The organism is Synergistaceae bacterium (genome assembly GCA_017444345.1).
Classification (GTDB): Bacteria; Synergistota; Synergistia; order Synergistales; family Aminobacteriaceae; genus JAFUXM01.
In genome coordinates this window covers 1-7,164 of record JAFSWW010000059.1, presented here as the reverse complement: position 1 = coordinate 7,164, position 7,164 = coordinate 1, and the positions used below count along the sequence as shown (strand labels likewise).

Annotated in this window: 14 protein-coding genes; 2 read left to right on the top strand and 12 right to left on the bottom strand. The window is 37.4% G+C overall.

The features are described 5' to 3' along the window. Both IJS99_03990 and IJS99_03985 read left to right on the top strand, forming a co-directional pair. Positions 1 to 126, top strand: a 126-nt coding sequence (locus IJS99_03990) for a transposase (GenBank protein MBQ7560985.1), incomplete at its 5' end; no start/stop codon positions are given. A gap of 156 nt (positions 127 to 282) precedes the next feature. Continuing rightward, positions 283 to 573 (top strand): hypothetical protein, encoded by a 291-nt coding sequence (locus IJS99_03985; protein ID MBQ7560984.1) that lies wholly within the window; start codon positions 283 to 285, stop codon positions 571 to 573. Here IJS99_03985 and IJS99_03980 read toward each other — a convergent pair whose 3' ends face one another. From IJS99_03980 to IJS99_03925, 12 genes are all read right to left on the bottom strand, one after another. After that, on the bottom strand, positions 574 to 777 hold the full coding sequence (locus IJS99_03980; protein MBQ7560983.1) for a hypothetical protein: 204 nt from the start codon (positions 775 to 777) through the stop codon (positions 574 to 576). A gap of 20 nt (positions 778 to 797) precedes the next feature. After that, positions 798 to 1,415: a tyrosine-type recombinase/integrase gene (locus tag IJS99_03975; GenBank protein ID MBQ7560982.1), complete on the bottom strand. Its 618-nt coding sequence runs from the start codon at positions 1,413 to 1,415 to the stop codon at positions 798 to 800. After that, positions 1,412 to 1,831 carry a hypothetical protein gene (locus IJS99_03970; GenBank protein MBQ7560981.1) on the bottom strand — a complete coding sequence of 140 codons (420 nt, stop codon included), beginning with the start codon at positions 1,829 to 1,831 and terminating at the stop codon, positions 1,412 to 1,414. The genes IJS99_03975 and IJS99_03970 overlap by 4 nt, the downstream gene beginning before the upstream one ends. Continuing rightward, the gene (locus IJS99_03965) at positions 1,824 to 3,128 is read right to left on the bottom strand and encodes a site-specific DNA-methyltransferase (GenBank protein MBQ7560980.1); all 1,305 of its coding nucleotides are present in this window, start codon (positions 3,126 to 3,128) and stop codon (positions 1,824 to 1,826) included. The genes IJS99_03970 and IJS99_03965 overlap by 8 nt, the downstream gene beginning before the upstream one ends. A gap of 36 nt (positions 3,129 to 3,164) precedes the next feature. Continuing rightward, positions 3,165 to 3,446 carry a hypothetical protein gene (locus tag IJS99_03960; protein MBQ7560979.1) on the bottom strand — a complete coding sequence of 94 codons (282 nt, stop codon included), beginning with the start codon at positions 3,444 to 3,446 and terminating at the stop codon, positions 3,165 to 3,167. A gap of 221 nt (positions 3,447 to 3,667) precedes the next feature. Then, the gene (locus tag IJS99_03955; GenBank protein MBQ7560978.1) at positions 3,668 to 4,183 is read right to left on the bottom strand and encodes a hypothetical protein; all 516 of its coding nucleotides are present in this window, start codon (positions 4,181 to 4,183) and stop codon (positions 3,668 to 3,670) included. Then, entirely contained in the window at positions 4,155 to 4,787 is a 633-nt protein-coding gene (locus IJS99_03950) for a hypothetical protein (protein ID MBQ7560977.1), read from the bottom strand. Before IJS99_03950 ends, IJS99_03955 begins: the two co-directional genes overlap by 29 nt. A 6-nt stretch (positions 4,788 to 4,793) precedes the next feature. Continuing rightward, the gene (locus IJS99_03945) at positions 4,794 to 5,522 is read right to left on the bottom strand and encodes a hypothetical protein (GenBank protein MBQ7560976.1); all 729 of its coding nucleotides are present in this window, start codon (positions 5,520 to 5,522) and stop codon (positions 4,794 to 4,796) included. Between the two features lie 48 nt (positions 5,523 to 5,570). Further along, entirely contained in the window at positions 5,571 to 6,095 is a 525-nt protein-coding gene (locus IJS99_03940) for a hypothetical protein (GenBank protein ID MBQ7560975.1), read from the bottom strand. Positions 6,096 to 6,242: 147 nt separating this feature from the next. Further along, the gene (locus IJS99_03935; protein MBQ7560974.1) at positions 6,243 to 6,431 is read right to left on the bottom strand and encodes a Lar family restriction alleviation protein; all 189 of its coding nucleotides are present in this window, start codon (positions 6,429 to 6,431) and stop codon (positions 6,243 to 6,245) included. 16 nt (positions 6,432 to 6,447) lie between these two features. Beyond that, entirely contained in the window at positions 6,448 to 6,651 is a 204-nt protein-coding gene (locus IJS99_03930; GenBank protein MBQ7560973.1) for a Lar family restriction alleviation protein, read from the bottom strand. Positions 6,652 to 6,653: 2 nt separating this feature from the next. Further along, the gene (locus IJS99_03925) at positions 6,654 to 7,007 is read right to left on the bottom strand and encodes a hypothetical protein (protein MBQ7560972.1); all 354 of its coding nucleotides are present in this window, start codon (positions 7,005 to 7,007) and stop codon (positions 6,654 to 6,656) included. Positions 7,008 to 7,164 lie beyond the last annotated feature (157 nt).

Genomic DNA, 7,164 nt, shown 5'->3' with positions numbered 1-7,164 from the left:
GAGAATACATTTTTGAAATTGAAGCGGTGGCGAGGAATAGCAACCAGATATGCTAAAAAGGCCTCCTCATATATGGCATCGGTACAGATAGCCTGCCTGATTCTCTGGCTTCAAATTCTTATTTGACGACACTACCTAGCATTCATTTTTTCGCGTCAATAGCGATGATTGCACAACTCATGAAATAACTACTTCCCCCTAATCGACAAAATTCGAGAAATTTCATTTCGCACATCTGTTAAACTTTTCTCATCTTAATTTTTCTGAAAGGAAGTGATTATTATGCGTGGCACTGTTATTGCTGTTAATTTTGACGTTTTCGTCGTAAAAATCGGAGATGACTTATATTCAATAATAAAATTACCGTCTTCTATTAATGAAAATGAAAAAAGCACATACTCCAAACTGTTAAGCATATATAAAGAGTCTGATGTTGACGTTTTTAACGAAATTCAGGGCAACCTTTTGACAGAAGGTCTTGCTGAAATCCACAACTTATCACAAGACAAGACTTTTAACGCTGTCATCATAAAAGCCCCCGCAACTAAACGCGACATCGCAAATGTGTTGTAGTTATAAAAATTCAACAGGCATTTTTTGATAACGTTTTTCCGGCGGTATACTCTGGAGTGAACATTGCACGCGCTCCCGAGTTTCTTTAAAGACGCTGTTTATGTCCTCGTCAAGACCAGCAAAAATCTTAATTTCAAAGTGTCCATAAGATGCCCCGTTTTGAGTTTTATCGGTTGTCATAAGTTCTATAGATATGCTTGCCATTGTAATTCTCCTTAACTTCACTAAATATTCATGCTCAAAATTGCCTCGTCCATGTCGTCCTGAGTAATTCCAATATACGCAAGAGTTATAGCAGGGCTCGAATGATTTAAAAATTTCTGGATTAACTCTATGCTTTGACCGCTCTGATAAAGAATATATCCGAAAGTTTTTCGCAATGAATGTGTACCAATTTTATATGTCAGACCGCACGCACGAGCTGCATTATTTAATACTCGCCATGCCTGCTGTTCCCTGATACGATATTGACCATCCCGGCCACTTTTGCGGGACTTAAATAATGGTTCATTTAACACAGCCCCTAGAGACTCAGATTTTACCCTTCGCCGCCTGAGATACTTATTCAGAGCCCGTCTTGCTGATGGATGCAACATGATATTTATAAATTTTCCGGTCTTCTTCTCTCGGACTTCAAAACGTTCTCTAATGCGAAAATGTCCTTTGCGGTCAATATAGGCGACATCCCTAACGTTGAGCCTGACTAAATCAGAAATCCTACGGCCTGTTGCAATCCCAAATTGAAAAAATGCATAATCTCTCAAATTATGATTCCAGAAATAATTTGATAAAGCATCTCTATCGGACTGACTACGAATCGGCTGTGTAGTCTTGTTCGTCATGAGCTATCACCGCCAATTATCGCACGCAATTCACTCTCGATTAATGCAATTATTTCTCGGTCTTGGATTCGGGATCTCAAACGCGATATTAATTTTTCAGGCAAATTTTTATATTTGATTCTCTGCTCCATTGCGTCGGCTCTGTATTTAGCTTGACGGGCTTTTGACTCGCGCTCTAAAACTTTCGCCTCTAATAATCTTTTATCAAGTTCTGAGGGTTCATCGCTGTTCATTGCTCCGGCACATAATCCCTGCAAATATCTGATATAAGCATTCACTGTCGGCCCTAAATCAAATACTCCACGCCCGACTTTGGGAATTATTTTCTTGTGTGCTAATTGTTCAACTCGGCGTTCACTGATATTAAATAATCTCGCTATTGTTTCTTTGGGAATTAACCCGCTGTTATCAGGCATCAGCACTCACATGCAATCTGACTATCTCGTCAAAACTGTGTTCTGTGCCTTCTAAAATCGCGCTTCGGCCCGTGTACTCCTGCCAGCGTTTAACAGCCATATCAACGTATTCAGGATTTAATTCTATTGCATAACAGCGTCTACGACATGACTCGGCTGCTATTATAGTTGTCCCGCTCCCCGAAAAAGGCTCGTAAATTATCTCGTTTATATCTGAATTATTCAGCATTGGACGGCGCATACACTCTATAGGCTTTTGCGTTCCGTGAGTCGTCGTTGTGTCCTCGTTGAAGGCAATCTCCCATAATGTTGACTCGCTCCGGCTTCCCTGCCAATGACTCTTTGCCCCCTCCCGAATTGCGTACCAGCATGAATCATAGCCCGGACAATATCCCGGAATTTCGGGGCATTCTTTCTCGTCATCGCGCAATGCATACAAACAACATTCGTGCTGCCAGTGATAATCGCCTCTTGACAGCGCAAATTTAGGTTTAGCCCATATTATCTGTGAACGAATTGCAAATCCGCAAGCTCTCAAACTCTCTGCAACTGTCTCGCCGTGAAGTGAGGCATGCCATATATACGCTACATCGCCCTGAAATAATTTCCATGCGTCCCGCCAGTCGTCTATGTCGTCATTCAAAACTCGGCCGCTTCTTACAACATGGGCATTGTGTACTTGATTGCGCCACTGGGGATTATAATTTACTCCATAGGGCGGATCGGTTATCATTATGTGAGGCTTCTCACCTGCTAATAATTTATTGACCGTGTCAAAATCAGTGCAACTACCGCAAATTATTCTATTTTCACCTAACAGCCATATATCACCGAGCTGCGAGACTGCAAAATTTTCAAGTTCCGGCGTTGAGTCCTCATTTTTCGGAGTGTCAGCTATGTCCATTCTCAAACGCAAAATCTCTCGCGATTCAAAGCCTGTATATTCAAGTTCAAGGCCGAAATTATCACGCAGGCGCAACATTTCAGATTTTAGCAAATTCTTGTCCCATTCTGAATCCTCTGCTAGGCGATTATCTGCGAGAATATATGCCCGAGTCTGTGCTTCGTTTAAGTGTGAGGCTCTTACACAGGGAATTTCGGAAATTTCAAGATTTTGTGCTGACGTTACTATTGCGTGGCCTGCGATTATTATATTATTTGAGTCAACTAAAACGGGCAAAACTATTCCGTATTCTTGAATGCTGGACATCAATTTTTTTATTTGCTTGTCCGAATGAATGCGCGGGTTATTCTCGTAGGGCTTGAGCGTGTTCGCCGGTAAATACTCTATTTGCATTGTCTCACCTCTCTATGGAAAAATAATCACAAAATTTTATAATGCAAGACCGCTAATTGATACAAGTCTTACAGAGCCGTCCGGTGCTTCGTTGATTATCATTCTGACAAATTTTTTCTCCGGGTTCGCGATTATTGATGTTTGCAGTGCGAGAATTCTATAATTTGTGCCGTTTGCTACTTGACTGCCTAAATATGCTATTGGCTCGTATTCTGCTCCGACAATGCCGCTCGTTACTGCTGTGAAGTCAGTCTGTACCTTCTGAGGCAAATTACAGCCTTTCACTTCGTCCAAATTCCATCCGCCTAATAATGTCATAGTAATCTCTCCTAGTAAAAATTTTGCGCATAAAAAAAGAGCGTCGGCCGCCCTTCTTGTATAATCGTTCGCAATGATAATATTTTAGCGCATTTTTTGAATTTCAATACACGTTATAATCAACGTTAATATCACATTGAGAATTTTGCATTATTAAATTATGCTAAAGCTAGGTGCTTTCAGGCTTGTTTTTCGGTAATAATATTTATTATACTGAATTATTACTTATTTTTAGATAATTCTTGTAATGTTTGGAAAAGTTTTTCGCTACATGCTTCCTGAGGAATTCTGTTAGCTTTATATGCTTGCACTAATAATTTTTCCACTTGCGATTTAGTAAATCTCCTAAAGTTATCCTGTTTCAATTTTTGCATAATTAACGAAGCAACAATCCCTAGAAATGAATAATTTAATCTTACTAAATTTACGTGTTTATCCTGTAAATCTATAACTACAGTATCTCCTTTTTGTGAACAATCTAAATTTATTTTCTTATTTTTTAGGTCTTCCTCATCCATCCAAACTACACTAATATTTTCTATTTTTTCAGTTTTTGATGATGCTGATAATGCAAGAACAGCAGTATCCATATCATTAATATTATCAATTTTCCAAACTGATAATGTGTCTCCACTAGTACGTAAATCAGAAATAGCGTCTGCTCTTAATTGTTCAAGCGGGCAAATACATTCATCGGGCCATTTTCCTCTAGCTATTTTTCTCACAAGTAATGACATTTCTTAGCTCCTTTAGCTCTGATATTATTTCATTAGCATATTCTTGAAGCCACTTTGAATGGAATTTCATTGCTTCTAATTTAGGAATTAACTCAACTTCGTCCCAGTTTTCAAAACATTTTAGTGCATATTCTGCTACTTCATTATTTTTATGATTAGTTCCGGAAATAGCAAGCAAAGGCCCTAATGGATTTACCTGTTTATAATCGAGATGAGACAACAAATGTAAAACGCCTATCAGAATATTAGTCTTACGTCCATTTAATTCAAAATTATCCCAAAAAACTTGAGCCAGACTATTCATAGCTTCATTAGGATTTTGTTTATACCATTCAAGAAAATATTTTTCTGAAACATTAGATATACCTGTCTCGTAAATTTCTTGTTCAAACATAGACTCAAGTATTTTTTTGCGCTTTACATTGATGATTGATGGGAGATTTTTTTGCTCTGTTATTCTAACTCCTTGTTCTAAATCGCTAAAAGTGAATACATCATCAATTTTTAATATTCTTGCAGGAAGAATATTAAGCTTTTCAGGATTTAATAATGTCATTCTATTTTGAAGTTCTTCTACGTTATTTAATAATGAGTAGATTTTCATTTACTTTCACCTTGTATTTATATCATCAAGAATTTTACGCCACAGTTTTGAAGCATAAATGCTGAAATCATATAAATCCTCAGCATCAAAACGCTTTTGATTAGAGACAACAGTATTAATATCATTAAATACAGAAAAACCTGTCGAATTCTTTATGGATTCTTCAACTTTTTTTAAAAATTCGCCTCTACTAATTTCTGTAATAATATTAGCATTTTCTGCTTTATCACGTATACGACATTCTTGCCTAATCATCATGCGAATATTCCACTCATCTAAAATACCGTTATATATTGAAACAGGATTCTTAAATTGCGACATAAAATTTTTAAGTTCTTCATTGTCAAGTTCTACTATGAAACTTTCAGTATTAAGAGCAAGCCTATTTGATTTTTTGTTAAATTTATTAAATAAATCAGCAAAAATATTTTTACTTTCTTGATTTATTTTCGTTATTTCTTCATCGCTTAATTTTTTATCAGAATTTACTTGTAAAATAAAATCTACGCGATTAGACGCAATTACAACTTGTTTTGTACTATCATTTGAAATTAATGCTATTCTTTGTACAGGTAAAGGAAGTCTATTATTAGGAGTAACAATCTCTTGGAATATTGAAGGTAATAAACCTCTTTTTCCGAATTGCTCTAACATGTATTCCATATTTTCTTGTGTAGGATCAATATCAGAGAAGTCCCCAAAAGCACTAACTTTATAACTTTTATCTAAGAGCATCTGCCTACCTCCTAATAATTAAAATTTGTGAATGTTTGTTATTATACATTATCCGGGTAATAAGTAAAAATCATCTCCTTCACTTGGCGGCATTAATATCATATGAGCCAGCTTTACAGCAAATTCACGACGATATTTCATCACTGTGTTCGGCGACAAATTATACCGCGCTGAGACATAACCTAATTTTGACGTGTATCTTGAGGCTGAATTCCCGACAAATTTCACATGATCCATGACTACTGACCATATACGGGAATCTGCGTCTTTGAACTCTCGCGACACTAAGTGTATATGAGGCCAGCCTCCTGCCATGTCTACTGACTTGTCAAAATATTCTCGGTCAAAAACTATGCGCTCGGCTTCTGTCTCTAAATTAGGCATCGTAGGCACAAAATCATCTGGCAATTTGCTTCGGCCTGCATTCAATAACTCGTGAATCTCGCGCGATGTAGGCTCTCTGACTTCTCCAAGCAATAAATTAAATCCCTGAGGATGAAACGTGATTATTATCTCTATTAAATCCGTTACTCGATTCAAGGCTTCATAAAAACTTTTTACAGACCGGCGCATTTTTTCTCACTCCTAAAAGAACTCGTTAAGAATATAACTCAATGCGATTAATAAACAGAATATCACACAAAGATAATTATTTTTTCTGTACTCATTAAGGGCTATCATGATATAAATTCCCGAATAAAATAATTTATATCGCATAATTTAAGCCTCCTGAATATTTGCGCGGGTATTCCATGCGTCGATTGCTTTATCAAGAGAATCAAATCTATTGCTTCTCGGCGATATTTTGCAATGACTCCTATCACATCGCACACTATATGTATTATCGCCAAATTCATACAATATGGCACTATTGCCGCAAAATGGACATGGTAATAATTCTTTACTCATGATTTATTCTCCTGCCTCATGATTTCACCTCTGCGCGAGTGTTCCATAACTCTATAGCCAGTTCAGGCCTAAAATTACAGTGAATGTTATCAAAACTTACTATTGCTCCGCATTCAGAATTACAGCATTTGAAAAAATAAAATGGAGCTTTCACATTGCCTTTTGAGTAAGATACAAGTTCACTCCCGCAAAATGGACAAGGCTTTAATTTCTCGCTCATTGTTACAACCTCCTAAGACTTTGCGCGACTTTTACCGGCGATTTCATGATTTCTTCAAGTCTTGCAAATTCTGCGTCTAAATCTTCATCGGGAATTTTCTTGCGCGAATTTATTTCTTCACTAGTCATCATCATTGATTTTGCTTGAGACTTCACACGGGGGCGGCCTGACTTTCCGGCGGGTTTGCGGCTCTGCTGGTTGGCTAGGGCTCCGGCAATGTAATTAAACGTAAGAGTTGATAACGGCCTATTCTTGCGCTTGAAACGTTCGCAGGCTGTGTTGATTTCTTTCTGCACTCTGGCAGGATAATGGGACGCGCTTAATGTCCTTAAGGCCGAAATTTCTGATTCAGTCAAACTCTTGCGCCCAGTCTTTAACCTAAATTAGCAAGAAGTCTCCCGCCTCTATAGGCGGTGAGATGAATTGCATTTTTATTTTTCCTTCTATATGATAAAATCAGTCGTATAAATGAAGGTAGGTTAGTATTATGGATTTAGACAACAATAATCATTC